Source organism: Streptomyces sp. NPDC037203, from assembly GCF_055605065.1.
This window is the reverse complement of record NZ_JBVJUC010000004.1, coordinates 326,679-342,788: the sequence shown is the minus strand read 5'-3', so window position 1 is coordinate 342,788 and position 16,110 is coordinate 326,679. Positions and strand designations below refer to the sequence as shown.

Below are 16,110 nucleotides of genomic sequence, written 5' to 3'. Positions count from 1 at the left end.
CGGAAGGGCCCCCGGCGCGGTTTCCGCCGCCGGGGGCCCTTCTGCGTGTCCGCTGCCGCTCAGGCGTCGAGCACCTGGTCCTCCCGCCGCACGACGGGCGGCTCCACGCTCCACGGGAAGTTGATCCAGTCGTCGGTGCGCTTCCAGACGTACTCGCACTTCACCAGGGAGTGCGACTTCTCGTAGATCACCGCGGAGCGCACCTCGGCGACGGTGTCGAGGCAGAAGTCGCGGACCAGCTTCAGCGTCTTGCCGGTGTCGGCGACGTCGTCGGTGATCAGGACCTTCTTGTCGGAGAAGTCGATCACGTTCGGAACGGGCGCGAGCATGACCGGCATTTCGAGGGTGGTCCCCACACCGGTGTAGAACTCGACGTTCACCAGGTGGATGTTCTTGCAGTCGAGGGCGTAGGCGAGCCCGCCGGCCACGAACACGCCGCCTCGGGCGATGCTGAGCACGATGTCCGGCTCGTACCCGTCGTCCGCGATGGCCTGCGCCAGCTCGCGGATGGCGCCGCCGAACGCCTCGTAGGTCAGGTTCTCCCGCACGTCACTCATGTTCTGGATGCCCTCACACCTGGGTCCGATGGAAATTGACATAGGACCGCGAGGCGGTCGGCCCGCGCTGGCCCTGGTACCGCGAGCCGTAGCGCTCACTGCCGTACGGGAACTCCGCGGGCGAGGAGAGCCGGAACAGGCACAGCTGGCCGATCTTCATCCCCGGCCACAGCTTGATGGGCAGGGTGGCGAGGTTCGACAGCTCCAGGGTGACGTGACCGCTGAAGCCGGGGTCGATGAACCCGGCGGTGGAGTGGGTGACCAGACCGAGCCGGCCCAGCGAGCTCTTGCCCTCCAGCCGCGAGGCGAGGTCGTCGGGCAGCGAGATGACCTCGTACGTCGACGCGAGCACGAACTCACCGGGGTGCAGGATGAACGGCTCGTCCCCGTCCGGCTCCACGAGCCGCGTCAGATCGGTCTGCTCGACGGAGGGGTCGATGTGCGGGTACCGGTGGTTCTCGAACACCCGGAAGTAGCGGTCCAGCCGGACATCGACGCTCGAAGGCTGCACCATGGATTCGTCAAAGGGATCGATCCGTACCCGCCCGGCGTCGATCTCGGCCCGGATGTCCTTGTCTGAGAGAAGCACGTAGCGAGGATACGCAAGGCGCGCGGAGCCATGACAATCGTGACGACTCCGCGCGCCGATGGTGACGACGCGGCTACGCCGCGTGCGCCGCCGGGTACTGCTGTCTGCCGCTACCCCTGCTTCTGCAGGACGACCGGTACGACGCTGCGGAGCCGCGCGCACCGAGGGCACCGCATGAGCCGACCGGGACCGAGCCGCTCGGCCTGCTGCATCGGGAACGAAGCGGTGCTGAAGACGTGCCCATCGGCACAGCGGACGACGGTGCGTTCCATCAAGTCCCTTATGTCCCTTCCCCAAGAGCTTCGCCGGGCCGACCAACCCGACGACAAAAGCCACATTACGGGATCAAAGAGACGACACTCCAGGCGGCACTCCGACCCCGCCCAGACCCTCCGCGAGGCCCCCACCGTACGCCCCAACTCCCGCCGCCCGCAGCCGGATCCCCACCCTGAAACCCACTCAGCCCTCCGGGCCGTGAGCACCGGGAGCCCGCGATGAGGTACAGTGATCGAGCATCGGACGGGGGCCCTCTCGGGGGCTTTGTCCGTACATACGCGGGTGTAGTTTAATGGTAGAACATCAGCTTCCCAAGCTGAGAGCGCGAGTTCGATTCTCGTCACCCGCTCTTTTGGAGCCCCAGGTCAGCGACCTGGGGCTTGTTCATTGCGGGGCCGATGCCGCGTGGGCGGGCACAAGCCCCTTGTAGAGGCGGGCTCTTGACCGCCGGGCCCTGCGTCAGAGCGGGAGATCGTCGGGGAGTACCCGGAACGCCTTGTGACGGCCCAGCGGGGGTATGGCCCGGAAGTCTCGTCGGTCGAGGGTGAGAATCGCGTCCGTGTCGTAGTCCGCGGCAAGCGCCACGTTCACCGCGTCGGCGAGGTCGAGATCCAGCGCGCGGTGACGGACACGGACGGACTGGGCCGCGCCCAGGTGGTCCTCCGTGATCTCCGGCAGGACGACACGGCCCCGGCTCATCCAGCGCCGCAGGTCGTCGACAGCGCCGAGGGCGGCCTTGCTGCCGAGCTCACGCGTCGCCACGTGATCCAGTTCGGCCAGCAGGAGCGGGGACATGACCAGCAGGCCCGCCGCCATGATGGCCTCGTTCGCCGCCCGGTGTTCCGGGTGAGCCGAGTCCAGCGCTGCCAGAAGGCCGGACGTATCGGCGATGACGATGATCACGCGGCGGATCCGGAGCCCGAGCCGGTCTCACGCCGGACAGCCTCGGCGACCGTGTCGCGGACTTCCGACTTGGGCAACGTGCGCCCCGGACCTTCGAAGGTGCGTGAGAACAGCGGCTCGTCCCAGACCCGGTTCGCCATGGCTGCAAGGTGGATGCCCTGGCGGATGATCTCGGCCTCGCTTATGCCTCGGCGCTTGGCGGCCTCCTTGACGATCGCCAGGTCCTCGGGGTCCGCGTAGACGTTCGTGCGCTTCATGGACATGTACCAAGAGCAGTACATGTAACGGATTGACCTCGGCGGAAGGGTTGAGGTAGCGGTCGGCAACGTCGTGGACGCGACGAGCACGCTCTTTCCGGGCCGCAGCAGATCTCGAGGCGGATGACGAGGTCGGCCGCGGGACGGGTTCGGCCGAGAGTGGGCGCTCGGCAGACGAGAAGATCCAGTTCACGCCTGTTCAACGCGACGGGGCTCGCGGTACGGCACCCGCACTCCCTTTTAGGGAAAAAAATCTGTAGTCGCGGGATAAGAAATCGGCGCGGCGCGCGGTGACTATTCCTGCGGCTTCGGTCGGCGCCGAATTTTTTGCCACGCACGGCCCGCATCGACGTGCTACTGTCGTCATCAGTTGCAGGTGTGGTTGCCAGCAGGTTTTTCCTACGGCAGATCAACACGGCGACAAGGAATACGCACAGGGCGTGTTTCTGACACCGTTCCGAAGGAGAAACAAAATGGCTACTGGCACCGTGAAGTGGTTCAACGCGGAAAAGGGCTTCGGCTTCATCGAGCAGGACGGCGGCGGCGCCGACGTCTTCGCCCACTACTCCAACATCGCCACCCAGGGCTTCCGCGAGCTCCTGGAGGGCCAGAAGGTGTCGTTCGACATCGCGCAGGGCCAGAAGGGCCCGACGGCGGAGAACATCGTTCCCGCGTGACGATGCGGCACTGACGCATACTTCGCAGCTGGGGCCCGCACCTTGGGGTGCGGGCCCCAGCTCGCTTTTTTTCCGGGGTTATTTCGACCCCAGCCGTTCCGGCCCGTTCTCGCGATTCTCTGCGCCGCTCGTTCTGCTGCGGAAATTCCTTGATACGCGCCCGCATCGAGGAAGGTTCCGCATGAACCGCACCCGTACCAGTCGCACACGTTCCACTGGCACTCGTTCCACCCCCGCACATACCACTCGCACATACGACCGCTTCGGCGGAAATTCCGCGGCGGACCGTTCCCGTGCTCCGCGCCCCGGCTCCCGCGGCTCCGGAAAGCGGCAGTCCGGGCAGGGGGAGTTCGCGTTGCCGAAGACCGGCACGCCCGCGTTGCCCGCTGTCGGGTCGTTCGCCGACCTCGCCATGCCGGCGCCGCTGCTGGCCACGCTCGGACACGAGGGCGTGACCGTGCCGTTCCCGATCCAGGCGGCCACCCTGCCGAACTCGCTGGCCGGTCGCGACGTACTCGGCCGTGGCCGCACCGGGTCGGGCAAGACCCTGGCCTTCGGCCTCGCCGTACTGGCCCGTACGGCGGGCCGGCGCGCCGAGCCGCGCCGGCCGCTCGCCCTGGTCCTCGTGCCCACCCGCGAATTGGCCCAGCAGGTCACGGACGCGCTCACTCCCTACGCCCGCTCGGTGCGGCTGAGGCTCGCCACCGTCGTCGGCGGCATGTCCATCGGCCGGCAGGCCGGCGCCCTGCGCGGTGGCGCGGAGGTGGTGGTCGCGACGCCGGGCCGGCTCAGGGACCTCGTCGAACGGGGCGACTGCCGGCTCGACGACGTCGGCATCACCGTTCTCGACGAGGCCGACCAGATGACGGACATGGGCTTCATGCCCCAGGTCACCGCCCTGCTCGACCTGGTGCGCCCGGACGGCCAGCGCTTGCTGTTCTCGGCCACCCTGGACCGCAACGTCGATCTGCTGGTCCGGCGCTACCTGACCGACCCGGTGGTCCACTCCGTCGACCCGTCGGCCGGGGCCGTCACCACGATGGAGCACCACGTGCTCCATGTGCACGACGCCGACAAGCACCGTACGACCACCGAGATCGCGGCCAGGGACGGCCGGGTCATCATGTTCCTGGACACCAAGCACGCCGTGGACCGGCTGACCAAGCACCTGCTGGACAACGGCGTCCGCGCCGCGGCCCTGCACGGCGGCAGGTCCCAGCCGCAGCGCACCCGGACCCTGGCCCAGTTCAAGGACGGGCACGTCACCGTCCTGGTGGCCACCAACGTCGCGGCCCGCGGCATCCACGTCGACAGCCTCGACCTGGTCGTCAACGTGGATCCGCCGAGCGACCACAAGGACTACCTGCACCGTGGCGGCCGTACCGCGCGGGCGGGCGAGTCGGGCAGCGTCGTCACCCTGGTGACGCCCGGTCAGCGCCGCGGCATGGCCCGGTTGATGGCGTCGGCCGGTATCGCCCCGCGCATCACCCCCGTCCGCTCCGGCGAGGCGGAGCTGAGCCGCATCACGGGCGCGCAGGCGCCTTCCGGTGTTCCGGTGGTCATCACCACACCGGTCGTGGAGCGCCCCCGCCGTACGTCTGCCCAGCCTCAAGGCCGCCGGGACCGCCGGGACCGCGTGGGCCGCGCCGGTCAGGGACGGCCCGCGGGCGGGCGGGCGCGGCGCGGGGCCCGGCCGGAGACCGGCAGCGGCTCGGCCGCCTAGACCGGCCCCAGCCACCCCTGGCCTCAGTCCCTGGCAGCCCAGACCCGAGGAGAACTCTTGACGCCGGCACGGACGCAGACGCAGTACCGCGGAACCCCGACTCCGGCGCGACCGCAGTGCCGCGGTCCGCGCCCCGTCCCCCCGCCCCTCCTGCCGCTCCCCGTCGCGGTGACCGACGACGGCGAAGGGCACGGGCCTCGGGTGTGGGACGACATGACCGTCGAGGTGGCTCTGGCCGTCATGGCGGGTGCGCGGGTCGAGTACCTGACCGTGTGCGACGAGGACGACCAGCGCACGGGTTCGATCAGCCGGTGCCGGCTCGCCGTTCTGCGTGACAGTGCCGCGTACACGGACCGCATCCGTCTGCGCGACGTCCTCAGCGGAGCGCTTCCCTCGTCCGGCGCCCATGCCGGCGGCGCCGGTGCGTACGACCGGATTCCGGGCGCACTCCCCTTCTCCCGCTGAGCCACCTCACGCCGAGTCCGTCACGGGTGAGCCCGTGGACCGCCCCGCCGAGCCGCATCCGTGCGGCTCGGCGGGGCTTGGCGTTTCACTGGTCGAAGTAGCTGAGATCGCCCACGGTCCAGGCGCTGACGTCCTTGATCGCGACTCGGTACATACCGCCCGTCTCCGGGATCCCGAGGCTGCCTTGCAGGATCCGGGCGAGATGGAAGTGCAGATGCGTGGGCGACTCGCCGCGGCCGGGCCGGTACCCGCGCGGCCCGCGGGCGAAGACGTCGGAGAACACGCCGAGACGGTCGGAGTCCTTCAGGACCTCCGCCACCCGCTCCCTCCACACCGCCTCGGGAGCCAGCCGGCCGGTGAGAACGGCGCCGCCGACGACCACGGTCAGCGCCATCTGATTGCTTCGCTCGGACTCCACCGCGGCGGAGATGGCGACGAGCAGCTCATCAGGGTTCGACATGCAGCAGAGCTTAGCCACCCGTCCGGCGGCAGGGGACTGCCGGACGGCCGGGGAACGCCGACCGCCGCCCGAACCTTCCTCCACCCGGAGGGTGAAATCTACAGTCACCACTAGACATTTTTTCTCCGGCGTGGATATGCTTCCTGTCGTACGAGAGAGAGTCGGATGTCGCCGGAGCGGCGACGGAGCAAGGGAGGAACGACGCCATCAGGATCGCCCGGACCGGGAATCACTCGGTCTGGGTACCGCAAGACCCCGGAATGGATGGTGGTCCCCGGTCACGCAGCTGCGATCCCCCGCTCCGCCCTGCAGGGCCGGGTAGCGGAAAAGAGAAGGTCGGCACAGCAGTAGGGCCGACAGATGGTGTTGAATTTCCTTCGGGGCCCTGGTGCCGTACGGCACCAGGGCCCCTCGACGCGTTGCACAGCGAGGTGACATGACATCGGACAACCCACTGAATGATCGTCTGGACGACGACGACTACCCCGCATACACGATGGGACGGGCAGCCGAGATGCTCGGCACCACCCCTGCCTTCCTCCGGGCCATCGGCGAAGCCCGGTTGATCACTCCTCTCCGCTCGGAGGGAGGACACCGCCGGTATTCCCGCTACCAGCTGCGGATCGCCGCTCGCGCGCGCGAACTCGTCGACAAGGGGACCCCGATCGACGCCGCGTGCCGCATCGTCATCCTCGAGGACCAGCTCGAGGAAGCACAGCGCATCAACGCCGAGTACCGCCGCGCCGCGGGCAGGACAGCGGGCGGCTCCGGCTCCGCCTGAACCCCGGCCGACAGGCACACCTCCCGCACGCCCCTACGAGGCGCCGGAGCTCGAACTCGCCCCGCCGGTCTGCTCCTTGGAACTCGAGTCGGCGGTACGGGTACCGCGTACCCCCGGTGCATGGCCCGACACCACGATGCCGGTCGGATCGGGGCGGTGACGGAGCCCACGGTCGGGTGGGTTACGGTGGCTCGCTTTTTGTCGCGTACCTATGGGGGGTCTGATGCGGCGAATCACAGCGGGCGCGAGCGTCGTCACCGTACTCGCACCGCTTCTCCTGGCCGGCGCCTCGGCAGCGTCGGCCGCGGCCGGTGGGTCGCTCACCGTCACGACGCTGGACCGCGCCGGCAAACCGGTCCACGCCCAGGTGGCGGTCTACAACACGAAGACGAACGACTTCCGCTACATCGACAGCAACAAGGCGACGCCGCTGCCCAACGGCGGCTACGAGCTGGCCACTTCCTTCAGCGACGGCGGGGACGACGGCGCCACGGTCGGCGGCCGGGGCGTGACGGTCTCCGGGAGCACGAAGACCACGTTCGACGCCCGTCAGGGCCGCCCGGTGAGCGTCTCGCTCAGCCCGAATCCGGGCCGCGGGTACGACCACACGGTCAGCGCCTATGTCTGCGCCACCGACAACGGCCCCGCCGACATGGGAATCTCGGCACCGGCGGGCGACCTGTACGTCATCCCGTCCAGCAGCAAGGCGTTCGAACTGTCCTACGGGACGACGTACCAGCCGACGGCGGCGACGGGCGGTGACTTCTGGCTGGCCTCCGCCACCCACACCGGTGGCGTGCCCTCGGGAGTGTCCGCGACGCTGAAGGGGTCCGGCCTGACCGCCATCAAGGTGTCCGCCCGCTCGGGTCCGGACAACGGCGAGGCGATGTTCCGGTTCGCCTACGGGTCGCCGACCGGCAGCGACTGCGCCACGCGTACGAACTCGCTCCAGTTCCAGCGCAGCCTGCCGAACAGCTTCACCGCCCATCTGCCGGCCGGTTCATGGGGCGTGAGCCAGCAGGGCGACGACTTCGTCTACGGCGGCGAGCACACCTACGCGGCCGGGAAGACGACCTCGCTGACCCTCGGCCACGCGGTCTGGGGGCCCGGCGGGGACCTGCCGTACACCTGGTACCACCAGCTGTACCTGGGCGCCATCGACCCGTTCGCCGATCCGACCCTGCCCATGGGCGGGATCCTGGCCACCGGCACCCTGAAGCTGACGTACGCGGGCAAGACGCTCTACTCGCGCTCCTTCAGCCCGTCGGACGTGCCCGACGCGCATCCGGTGATCCACAGCGCGGGCTGGTACACCTTCAGCGAGGTCGGGCACCGCAGTTTGCCGTCCGGTTCGCTGTCGACCACGTCCAGCCTCACCCAGCGCTTCTACGCGGACCCGGACAAGAACCAGCAGATCCGGGACTACATCACCCGGTTCTGGCCGGACTCGCTCGACACCAGGAACCAGGCGGCCCCCGGCTCGACCACGACCGTCGTCCTCGGCATGCAGCGCGACAGGCCGCTCGACGGCTCGGTGAGCCAGCCGTCGGACGGCGTGCAGTCCGTGCGGGTCTGGTACACCACCGACGGCGGCGGCAGTTGGCACGCCGGCACGGCGAAGCTCTCCGGCGGCCGGTGGACCACCACCGTCCACAACCCGGCGTCCGGTCGTATCGGCCTGCGCTCCACGGTCACCGACACGCACGGGGACACCTCCACGACCACGGTGTACAACGCGTACGCCGTGAGCTGAGCGTCCTCGTCGGACGACCGCCGCGGTGACCGGTGCCCGCCCGCGCTCCTGCGAGGAACAGGGCTGTCGCGCTCCGGGCGCAGCCCCGGCGGCCACGGGAACTCCGGGGAGGGGGCCGATCGAGGCGGCACCGGGTGTCCTGTCCGCCACCGGCGGTCGTACGGCGGCCCGTGGTCGCGACGAGCGCCCGGCGGGCGCGGCTCAGTCGCCGGCCGGCTGACACCGGGGGCACCACACCGTGCCCCGGCCGCCCAGGCGTGTCCGGCGCAGCGGGGTTCCGCAGCGCGGGCACGCCGGGTCCGGGTCGTCGCGGTGGCCGGTGAGCCAGGAGGCGCGGGGCGGGACACGGCCCGCGGGGACCGCGGCGCGCAGGGTGCGGCGCAGCTCGGTGTGGACGCGGCGGAGTTCCGCCGGGGTGAGGTCGCGGGCCGGGCGGTCGGGGCGCAGTCCGGCGCGCCACAGGATCTCGTCGGCGAGCAGGTTGCCGAGGCCGGCGAGGACGGACTGGTCGGTGAGGGCGGTCTTGAGCCGGCCGCGGCGGGCGGCGAGCGCGGCCTCGAAGTCGTCGCGGGACACGGTCAGCGCGTCGGGGCCCTGGCGCGCGAGCAGCCGGTCGAGGCCCGCGTCGTCGTGGGCCAGCCACAGGCCGCGGAGTTTGCGCTGGTCGCGGTAGCGGAGCTGGTGGCCGTCGTCCAGGGTGAACAGGACGCGGTCGTGGGCCTCGACCGGTTCCGCCGCGTCCGCGCACCGCAGCAGGCCGGTCATGCCGAAGTGCAGCAGGACGGTGGGGCCCTCGGTCCGGGCGAGCAGCCACTTCCCGTGCCGCTCCGGCGCGGCGAACCGCCGCCCCTCCAGCGCGTCGCCCAGCCCGCGCGCACCGATCCCGTGCAGGACACCCGGATCGCGCACGTCGACACGGCGGACGACCCGTCCCCGCGCGCAGGAGTCCAGCACCCGGCGGAACCCTTCGACGTCCGGGAGCTCGGGCACGCCACCGTCTCCTTTCCCCTCTTTCTCGTCCGTCTCACCAACGTACGGCGGCACGCGCGACCGGCGTGCGCCGGCGACACGCGCGGCCGCGCGCGGGCCGAAAATCTGTGACGGCCGGTACACATAGTCGCGATGGACAGCACCAGTGTGGTCGCACGCCGCGGTCGGGGGCGGATGCCTCCGGGCGGGCGCCGGACTCCGCGCCGCGGCTCCGCCACGGAGGCGTACTGCCGACCGAGCACACCCCCGACGCCACCGGCCTCGAAGACGACGACTGCCCGCCTCCGCCACGGGACGGACCACCGGTCTCCTCGCCACCACCCGTCCCCGCCAAAAGCTGGTCGGGCACGATGCGAATACCTGCTCCAGCCAGTGCAGGATTCCCCCGTGTGGCCGGGCGAGAATTGGCCGGACGGCCGGAAAACGGCACCAGCGCCGCCGAGCGAGGTGTGTTAGCGTGATAGGCGTTGCAGTTTTGGTTGCCAGAGACTTTTCTTTGCAGAGCTTTCCGGATCTTTCCGGAGGGGTGATCACAGCGGCGACTCGGCTTCGCAAGGTGCGAAGTCCGGCACTGCCCCCAAAGGGAGATTCACATGGCAACTGGCACCGTGAAGTGGTTCAACTCGGAAAAGGGTTTCGGCTTCATCGAGCAGGACGGCGGCGGCGCTGACGTCTTCGCCCACTACTCGAACATCGCCACCTCCGGCTTCCGTGAGCTTCAGGAAGGCCAGAAGGTCAGCTTCGACGTCACGCAGGGCCAGAAGGGCCCGCAGGCCGAGAACATCGTTCCGGTCGCCTGACGCTCACCCGCGTCGTCGCGAGCCGAGCGGCTCGCACATCATGAGGCTGGGGCCCGCGCTCTCGGGGTGCGGGCCCCAGCTCATTGTCTTTTTCCGGGCCCTCGCCTTTTCCTGGACGACTCCAGTGCCGAGAGCGGCCCGGCTCTCCACCATTTCTTCGGCTCATTCTTGCGAATCCTCGCGCGGTCGGCACCGCCCGGACGGAATTCCTCGATGCGCCGCATCGAGGAGGGTTCCCCCTGAACCGCACCCGTCGCACCGGCGGCACCACCGGTGACCTCCGCGCGCCCCGCAGGTCCGCGCGACCCCGTCCGAACACCGGCCGCAGCACCGGCCAGAGCGCCCGGCCCGCCGCGCGCCGGCAGGAGTTCGCCCTGCCCGCCACGCTCACCGAGCCGCTGCCCGCGGTCGAGGCGTTCGCCGAGCTCGACATGTCCGAGCGGCTGCTGACCGCGCTGGTCAACGAGGGCATGACCACGCCCTTCCCGATCCAGGCGGCCACGCTGCCCAACGCGCTCGCGGGCCGGGACGTCCTCGGCCGGGGCCGTACCGGCTCGGGCAAGACGCTCGCCTTCGGCCTGCCGGTCCTGGCCCGGCTGGAGGGGCAGCGAGCCCAGCCGCGGCAGCCCCTCGCCCTGGTCCTCGTACCGACCCGCGAGCTGGCCACGCAGGTCACCGACTCGCTCGCCCCGTACGCCCGCGCCCTGCACCTGCGGTTCGCCACCGTGGTGGGCGGTGTGTCGATCGGCCGCCAGACGAGCGCGCTGCGCGGCGGCGCGGAGGTCGTGGTCGCCACGCCCGGCCGCCTCAAGGACCTGATCGACCGCGGCGCCTGCCGTCTCGACCACGTCGCCGTCACCGTCCTGGACGAGGCGGACCAGATGGCCGACATGGGCTTCATGCCGCAGGTCACCGCGCTGCTCGACCAGGTTCCGGCGCGCGGGCAGCGGCTGCTGTTCTCGGCCACCCTGGACCGCAACATCGACCTCCTGGTCCGGCGCTACCTGCACGACCCGGTCGTGCACTCGGTGGACCCGTCCGCCGGGGCGGTCACCACGATGGAGCACCACCTGCTGCACGTGCGGGACACCGAGAAGCACACCGCGGTGACCGAGATCGCGGCCCGCGACGGGCGCGTGATCATGTTCCTGGACACCAAGCACGCGGCGGACCGGCTGGCCAAGCACCTGCTGTCCGTCGGGGTGCGGGCCGCGGCCCTGCACGGCGGAAAGTCCCAGCCGCAGCGCGACCGTACGCTGGCACAGTTCAAGAACGGGCAGGTCACGGCCCTGGTGGCGACCAATGTCGCCGCCCGCGGCATCCATGTCGAGGGTCTGGACCTGGTCGTGAACGTCGATCCCCCGGCCGACCACAAGGACTATCTGCACCGCGGCGGCCGTACCGCGCGGGCGGGCGAGTCCGGCACCGTCGTCACCCTCGTCCTGCCGCAGCAGCGGCGCGCGATGGACCGGCTGATGGCCGACGCCGACATCACCCCGCGCAGCGCGCGGGTGCGCCCCGGCGAGGAGGAGTTCCAGCGCATCACCGGTGCCCGGACGCCCTCCGGCATACCGGTCGTCCTCGCCGCACCGGTGGTCGAGGAGCGGCGCGAGGGCGGCACGGGCTCCGGCAGCCGGCGCCGCAGGGGCCGGGGCGGGCGCGGCGGCGCGGGCGGCCAGAGCGCGGGCCGGAGCAGGAGCGGTCAGGGCGCCGCCGCCCGTGGCGACGGCGCGAGCGGCGGCGGCCAGGGCGCGCCCGGCCGCGGTGGGAGCGCGCGCGCCGGAGCACCGGCACGCCGGGGTACCCGGCGGAGCAGCACCGGCAACTCCTGAGCACGGCCGCGGAATCCCGAGGCGCGAACGCCCCGAGCGCTCCTCGTCGTCAGACCCGGCCGGCGCTGGTCCTGAGGCGGTCGGCGAGGGCGATGACGAGGTCGCGGAGTTCACCGGGGCGTTCGATCACGAAGGGGCGGTCGAGGGCGGCGAGGAGCGGGGGCAGCCAGTCGAGCCGCTCCGCGCGCAGCTCGACACGCAGCCACCCTGCGGCCGCCGGGTCGGCCTGGGGCGTCGCCGGGTTCTGAGCCGCCTCCGGGTTCTGGGCCGTCGTCCGATCGCGGACTGATGCCCGGTCCTGGGCCGTCGCCCGGTCCTGGGCTGCTGCCACGTCCTGGGCCGCTTCCAGGTCCTCGTCCGCCTCCGGGCCTCGGGTCGCCGCCGGGCCTCCGGCCGCCTCCGGGTCCCGGCTCGTCGTCTGGCCGGGGTCGTCGAGGGTCGCGATGGTGGCGGGGAAGTGGGCGCGGATCTCGTCGGCCGTGGCCCGGATCCGCAGGGTGACCTGGTGCCGGTAGTCGGCCGTGGCGAATCCCGACAGCACGCGCTCGGCCGGACCGGGACCGGCGGGCGCCTCGAACGTGCCGGGCAGGGTCCGCGCGTCCGCGACGCGGTCGAGGCGGAAGGTACGGTCCCCACCGCGTCCGGCGTCCGCGCCCGTGACGTACCACCGGCCCGCGTGGACGACGATCCCGTACGGGTGCAGGACGCGTTCGCTCCGCCGGTCCTCGCGGTCGGTGTAGCGGATCGAGACCGGCCGGCGGTGGCGCACCGCGTCGGCGAGGGTGAGCAGCACCCCGCTGTCCGGGGCGTCGAACCCGCCGGTGCCGTCCGTGAAGGCGAGGGCTTCCTGGAGCGTGTCGAGACGGCGGGCGAGGTGCCGGGGCAGCACCCGGCGGATCTTCGCCGCCGCCGTCTCGTTCGCCGTGCGCTCCGCCGTCGTCAGCCCCGCACGCCGGCCGGCGAGCAGGCCGAGCAGTACGGCCAGTGCCTCGTCGTCGCCGAGCATGAGCGGCGGCAGGCGGTATCCGGGGGCGAGCCGGTAGCCGCCGTAGCGGCCCCGCACCGACTCCACGGGGATGTCCAGGTCGACCAGCTGCTCCACGTACCGCCGCACGGTGCGCCCCTCGACACCGAGCCGGTCGGCGAGTTCGGCCACGGTCCGGGTGCCGCCCGATTGCAGCAGCTCCAGGAGTGTCAGCAGACGGCCGGCGGGTCGGGTCATGCGCACAAATCTAGCTCCGATAGCGGACCGGTTCTGTCCTCTATTCCTCCTAGCCTCTGGGACGCGGCAACGCATCCGGTACGGCAAGGGAGATCCCATGGACTTCGTCTCGATCCGCATCATCACCGACGACGTGGCACGTCTCGTCGGCTTCTACGAACGGGCCCTGGGTACGGCGGCGAGCTGGGCCACCGAGGACTTCGCGGAGGTCGGCACCGCGGGCGCCACGCTCGCGATCGCGGGCACCCGCACGGTCCCGCTGTTCGCGCCGGGCTCCGCCCGCCCGGCGGAGAACCACAGCGTGATCACGGAGTTCCTCGTCGACGACGTGGACCGCGTCCACCGGGACCTGTCCGACTTCGTCACCGACTTCGTCGCCGGGCCCACCACCATGCCGTGGGGCAACCGGTCGCTGCTGCTGCGCGACCCCGACGGCAACCTCGTCAACTTCTTCACGCCCGTGACCCCGGCGGCCGTCGAGAAGTTCGCGGGCCGCATGTCCGCGCGACCGGCCGCGCCCGCCACCGGCGGCTCGCGATAGCCTGCCTGGTCCCCCTGCGGCTCCGGACCGCGGCGGAACGCTCAGGCCCGCACCAAGTGCAGCCTGCCCGGGTCCGCCTCCATGCGCAGGGGGGCGCGTACCTCGCGGGCCGGGATGCCGTCCACGGCCAGTCGGTGGGTGCCCCAGGCGCGTTCGAACCGCAGTCGGCGTACCCGCCGGACCCCGAAGGACTCGCCCCGTACCTCCAGCAGCCCCGTCCCGGTCGTCGTGACGCCGAGGCGCCGGCCGTCCGGAATGGTGATCTTCTCGTTGTCGAGGATGAGGCGGATGGGCCCCGGATCGGCGCGCAGGGGTGCCAGCTCCGCCTGTCTCAGGGCGAGTTCGTAGCCGCGGCCCGCGAGGTGGATGCCGATGACGTCCCTGCGGCAGGTCCCCGCACCGGGCACGCCCGCACCCGCCACCGCGGTGCCCGGTACTCCGCCGCCGCCCATCACCCCGTCGGGCCGGTCGATCAGCAGCGGCAGCCGCCATAACGCCGCCGCCCGCATCGCCTGCTCCGGCCGCACCCCCGGCGTGTGCACCAGCAGGCCCACCGAACGGGGCGGCAGACCGTACTGGGCGCCGGCGCGCTCGCCCGGCTCCGGCGCCGGGCCCAACTCCAGGCAGGGCAGGCCGCGTTCGGTGAGCCGGGCGCGCAGCGCGCCCGCGCGTTCGCGGTCCGACGGATGGCGGCCCCGGACCACGCCGAAGGTGGCGCGCGTCACCGGAAGGGTGCCGGACAGGCGTACGGCGGCGGCCAGCAGCCGGTCGGCGCCCGTGGTCTGGCGGGCGGTCGGGGGCGAGGACGAGGGCGGCATGCGGCTCCTTGCGCGCTCGGGACGGAACGCACGCGGCCGCCTGCACGGCTCGGCCCACGGCGGCACCGGTCGTTCAATCCCTAACGTAGTGCGAGAGCGCGGCCGGTGTGAAGCCGCGCCAAGAGCGGGTGAACACGGCGCAACTCCCTTGCGAAGGACGGCTTTCCGAGGGTCACGCCGACAGGTACGGCTCCCGTCGCGATGGCCGTCACCGTGTTCACCCGCCCCGCGGGTTCAGGCCGCCGTCTCCGCCACCGCCTCCCCCGGCCGCTCCGCGCGCATCCCGCCCGGCGCGACGACCCGGCGCGCCCGGCCCGGTACCAGCAGCGGATGGGCGACGCCCCATGCGGCGCCCTTGCAGATCAACTCCTTGTAGCGGGCGGCGAGGCGGCCGGTCAGGGCCCGGTCGACCGCGCGGTCGTCGGCGGTGACGAACTGGATCAGGCCGTCCCCGCGGCCCAGGGAGACGCACTGCTGGAAGTAGCGCACCGGCGTCACCGGCACCTTCTGGCCGCTGAGCCGCGCCGCGATCGCGTCGGCCGCCTGCCAGGCCATGGGCACGCCCGAGGCGCACGACATCCGCAGCGGCTGGTCACCGGGGCCCATGGCGAGGGCCGCGTCACCGACGGCGTACACGTCCGGGTGGGAGACCGAGCGCATCGACCGGTCGACCGCGATCCGGCCGTCCTCGCCGGTCTTGAGGGTGGAGGCCCGCGCGATCGGGTGGACGGCGAACCCGGTGGTCCACACGGTGGCCGCGGACGGGATCGAGGTGCCGTCGGCGGTGGTGACGTGATCGGCGGCCACCGCGTCGACGGCGGCGTGCTCGTGCACGGTGACGCCGAGCCGGTCGCAGACGGCGCGCAGATGGCGGCGGCCCTTGGGCGAGAGCCGCTCACCGAGGGCGCCGCGCACGGCGAGCGCGACGTCCAGGTCCGGGCGGGCCTCGGCGAGTTCGGTCGCGGCCTCCAGCCCGGTGAGACCGCCGCCGACCACGACGACCGGCGCACCGGCCGCCAGTTCGGCGAGGCGGGCGCGCAGCCGCAGCGCGCCGGGGCGGCTCGCGACGTCGTGGGCGTGCTCGGCGACCCCCGGCACGCCCTGGTCGTGCCGGCCGCTGCCGAGGGCGTACACCAGGGTGTCGTACGGCAGTTCCTCCCGCGTCTCCCGCCCGCCGGTGGCGGTCCCGGTGACGGTCACGGTCCTGCGGTCGGCGTCCACGGCGGTGACCCGCGCGAGCTTCAGGGTGACGCCGGTGCCCGCGAACATCGCGGCGAGCGGCCGGGGCGGGAGGTCCTGTCCGGCGGCGAGCTGGTGCAGCCGGACGCGCTCGACGAAGTCGGGTTCGGCGTTGACGAGGGTGATGGCGACGTCCTCGCGGCGCAGTCGGCGGGCGAGGCGGCCGGCGGCGGTGGCTCCGGTGTATCCGGCGCCGAGGACGATGATGCGGTGCTGCATGGCCTGCT

17 protein-coding genes and 1 tRNA gene are annotated in these 16,110 nt (G+C 71.9%); 9 read left to right on the top strand and 9 right to left on the bottom strand.

Going from position 1 to position 16,110, the window contains the following annotated elements:
* Nucleotides 1-59: 59 nt before the first annotated feature.
* On the bottom strand, nt 60-557 hold the full coding sequence (locus ACZ7EC_RS14930; RefSeq protein WP_471062566.1) for a phosphoribosyltransferase: 498 nt from the start codon (nt 555-557) through the stop codon (nt 60-62).
* Between the two features lie 13 nt (nt 558-570).
* Nucleotides 571-1,146 carry a dCTP deaminase gene (gene dcd / locus ACZ7EC_RS14925; RefSeq protein ID WP_085565772.1) on the bottom strand — a complete coding sequence of 192 codons (576 nt, stop codon included), beginning with the start codon at nt 1,144-1,146 and terminating at the stop codon, nt 571-573.
* Between the two features lie 554 nt (nt 1,147-1,700).
* Here dcd and ACZ7EC_RS14920 point away from each other — a divergent pair.
* Nucleotides 1,701-1,771 (top strand) — tRNA-Gly (locus tag ACZ7EC_RS14920).
* A gap of 110 nt (nt 1,772-1,881) precedes the next feature.
* Here ACZ7EC_RS14920 and ACZ7EC_RS14915 read toward each other — a convergent pair.
* A complete protein-coding gene (locus ACZ7EC_RS14915; protein WP_471062564.1) occupies nt 1,882-2,325 on the bottom strand; it encodes a PIN domain-containing protein in 444 nt (147 codons plus the stop codon).
* On the bottom strand, nt 2,322-2,588 hold the full coding sequence (locus tag ACZ7EC_RS14910; protein ID WP_471062562.1) for a ribbon-helix-helix domain-containing protein: 267 nt from the start codon (nt 2,586-2,588) through the stop codon (nt 2,322-2,324). Before ACZ7EC_RS14910 ends, ACZ7EC_RS14915 begins: the two co-directional genes overlap by 4 nt.
* A 467-nt stretch (nt 2,589-3,055) precedes the next feature.
* On the opposite strand from ACZ7EC_RS14910, the gene ACZ7EC_RS14905 reads away from it, so the two are divergent.
* The 3 genes from ACZ7EC_RS14905 (at nt 3,056) to ACZ7EC_RS14895 (ending at nt 5,447) form a co-directional block, all read left to right on the top strand.
* Nucleotides 3,056-3,259, top strand: a complete 204-nt coding sequence (locus tag ACZ7EC_RS14905) for a cold-shock protein (RefSeq protein ID WP_028799214.1) — start codon at nt 3,056-3,058, stop codon at nt 3,257-3,259.
* A gap of 181 nt (nt 3,260-3,440) precedes the next feature.
* Nucleotides 3,441-4,982 carry a DEAD/DEAH box helicase gene (locus tag ACZ7EC_RS14900; protein ID WP_471062560.1) on the top strand — a complete coding sequence of 514 codons (1,542 nt, stop codon included), beginning with the start codon at nt 3,441-3,443 and terminating at the stop codon, nt 4,980-4,982.
* Nucleotides 4,983-5,195: 213 nt separating this feature from the next.
* Nucleotides 5,196-5,447: a CBS domain-containing protein gene (locus ACZ7EC_RS14895; RefSeq protein ID WP_471062558.1), complete on the top strand. Its 252-nt coding sequence runs from the start codon at nt 5,196-5,198 to the stop codon at nt 5,445-5,447.
* An 85-nt stretch (nt 5,448-5,532) separates the two neighbouring features.
* Here the strand turns inward: ACZ7EC_RS14895 and ACZ7EC_RS14890 are convergent, their stop codons facing one another.
* Nucleotides 5,533-5,907: a hypothetical protein gene (locus tag ACZ7EC_RS14890; RefSeq protein ID WP_397984899.1), complete on the bottom strand. Its 375-nt coding sequence runs from the start codon at nt 5,905-5,907 to the stop codon at nt 5,533-5,535.
* Between the two features lie 436 nt (nt 5,908-6,343).
* On the opposite strand from ACZ7EC_RS14890, the gene ACZ7EC_RS14885 reads away from it, so the two are divergent.
* Together ACZ7EC_RS14885 and ACZ7EC_RS14880 are read left to right on the top strand one after the other, a co-directional pair.
* A complete protein-coding gene (locus ACZ7EC_RS14885; protein WP_471062556.1) occupies nt 6,344-6,688 on the top strand; it encodes a MerR family transcriptional regulator in 345 nt (114 codons plus the stop codon).
* Nucleotides 6,689-6,911: 223 nt separating this feature from the next.
* Entirely contained in the window at nt 6,912-8,441 is a 1,530-nt protein-coding gene (locus ACZ7EC_RS14880; protein WP_471062554.1) for a hypothetical protein, read from the top strand.
* A 201-nt stretch (nt 8,442-8,642) separates the two neighbouring features.
* On the opposite strand, the gene ACZ7EC_RS14875 is transcribed toward ACZ7EC_RS14880, so the two are convergent.
* On the bottom strand, nt 8,643-9,431 hold the full coding sequence (locus ACZ7EC_RS14875; protein ID WP_471062552.1) for an Fpg/Nei family DNA glycosylase: 789 nt from the start codon (nt 9,429-9,431) through the stop codon (nt 8,643-8,645).
* A gap of 593 nt (nt 9,432-10,024) precedes the next feature.
* Here ACZ7EC_RS14875 and ACZ7EC_RS14870 point away from each other — a divergent pair.
* Together ACZ7EC_RS14870 and ACZ7EC_RS14865 are read left to right on the top strand one after the other, a co-directional pair.
* Complete coding sequence (locus ACZ7EC_RS14870) at nt 10,025-10,231, top strand: cold-shock protein (protein ID WP_111583233.1); 207 nt, start codon at nt 10,025-10,027, stop codon at nt 10,229-10,231.
* Nucleotides 10,232-10,470: 239 nt separating this feature from the next.
* Nucleotides 10,471-12,063 (top strand): DEAD/DEAH box helicase, encoded by a 1,593-nt coding sequence (locus tag ACZ7EC_RS14865; protein WP_471062885.1) that lies wholly within the window; start codon nt 10,471-10,473, stop codon nt 12,061-12,063.
* A gap of 49 nt (nt 12,064-12,112) precedes the next feature.
* Here the strand turns inward: ACZ7EC_RS14865 and ACZ7EC_RS14860 are convergent, their stop codons facing one another.
* A complete protein-coding gene (locus ACZ7EC_RS14860; protein ID WP_471062550.1) occupies nt 12,113-13,285 on the bottom strand; it encodes a helix-turn-helix transcriptional regulator in 1,173 nt (390 codons plus the stop codon).
* A 97-nt stretch (nt 13,286-13,382) separates the two neighbouring features.
* Between ACZ7EC_RS14860 and ACZ7EC_RS14855 the strand changes: the two genes are divergently transcribed.
* On the top strand, nt 13,383-13,826 hold the full coding sequence (locus ACZ7EC_RS14855; RefSeq protein WP_471062549.1) for a VOC family protein: 444 nt from the start codon (nt 13,383-13,385) through the stop codon (nt 13,824-13,826).
* A gap of 41 nt (nt 13,827-13,867) precedes the next feature.
* Here ACZ7EC_RS14855 and ACZ7EC_RS14850 read toward each other — a convergent pair whose 3' ends face one another.
* Both ACZ7EC_RS14850 and ACZ7EC_RS14845 read right to left on the bottom strand, forming a co-directional pair.
* Nucleotides 13,868-14,644, bottom strand: a complete 777-nt coding sequence (locus ACZ7EC_RS14850) for a hypothetical protein (RefSeq protein WP_471062548.1) — start codon at nt 14,642-14,644, stop codon at nt 13,868-13,870.
* Nucleotides 14,645-14,878: 234 nt separating this feature from the next.
* A complete protein-coding gene (locus ACZ7EC_RS14845; RefSeq protein ID WP_471062546.1) occupies nt 14,879-16,102 on the bottom strand; it encodes an NAD(P)/FAD-dependent oxidoreductase in 1,224 nt (407 codons plus the stop codon).
* Nucleotides 16,103-16,110: the final 8 nt, after the last annotated feature.